Raw genomic sequence first — 1,074 nt, forward strand, 5'->3', positions numbered from 1 at the left:
TTACTTTAGTTTTACTCGAAAAGTTGCCAACTTGACCACCAAGATAAAAACCCGTCCAAGAAAACGAAGGGGCTGCTGCGATAACTGCTGGTGCGACTTCATGAGGGATCATCACATCAGCAGCCTGTGCTGCAGAAGCTGAAATTAAAGCAGCAGCAGAAGTTGCTATTAAAGATTTTGTATTCATAATTTTGCTCCTAAATTAACTATAAGATGACCTTACAAGATTATAGATAGAAAAGCTGTAGTAAAAATGTCACAGTCATACAAATAAAAGCCTAGAAAACAGCGGTTTTGTAAAAGTCAAGATCTCTTTAAAATTTAATTTTTTATTAATACTTTGTATTCATAATTGCGCTTTTGATGAAATTAGACCTTGTAAGCGACACCTACATAAAAGTCATTGTTTTGTAGCCTAGTTTAAGGTAATCTTTTTTAAATTCCTTCTTACCAAAGTCTGAGTAGCGATATTCCGCACGAAGAAGAATATGATCTGTCATCGTGAAATCTATACCACCACCAAGGGTAAAACCCACCAACGTTTTTGATTTATCAAATACCGTAGCAGCAACTTCTTTACTTGACTTACCATTTGCCGACTTTTTTGTTTCTGAAACTTTATCGACACCTTGTATTTGCGCATAGGCAATACCATTGGCAACATAAGGCATAATGCGGTCAGCGACGGAAAAACCAACACAAACCCGTGTTGCACCAGACTATTTTTCTTTGAAACCAATACGATACACTGCTGTGTCACCTTTTTGAAACTTTTTATTTTCATCCAATGTAACACCAGCAATGCAACACCAGCATCTTCAAATTCATCATTAAAATCATTAAATTCGTCAATCGCAAGAATCTTTGAGACCGTCTTCGTCTCTCCTCGGTCTGCCCAGACTGCATCGGTTTCAACACCTAGAATGAGGACATTTCCAAGATCTACATTAGAACCTAATTGGAACCTACATAAATACCACCCATGAAACCTGAAGGTTTAGGTAGTCCATCTTTATCTGAAGTTTTTTCTTTTGTCTCTAAATCAAATACATCAATTTTGACTTAAAAAGTTGC

The 1,074-nt window shown here is 36.6% G+C and carries 2 pseudogenes; both read right to left on the reverse strand.

The annotated features are described in order from the left end of the window. Positions 1 to 187, reverse strand: a pseudogene (locus ACFIKE_RS11190) (hemin-binding protein E); the annotation flags it as partial. 182 nt (positions 188 to 369) lie between these two features. Continuing rightward, a pseudogene (locus tag ACFIKE_RS11195) lies at positions 370 to 1,059 on the reverse strand (outer membrane protein); the annotation flags it as partial. Positions 1,060 to 1,074 lie beyond the last annotated feature (15 nt).

Origin of the sequence: Bartonella sp. MU70NMGDW (genome assembly GCF_042194085.1) — a bacterium.
In the GTDB taxonomy this organism is placed as follows: Bacteria; Pseudomonadota; Alphaproteobacteria; order Rhizobiales; family Rhizobiaceae; genus Bartonella; species Bartonella grahamii.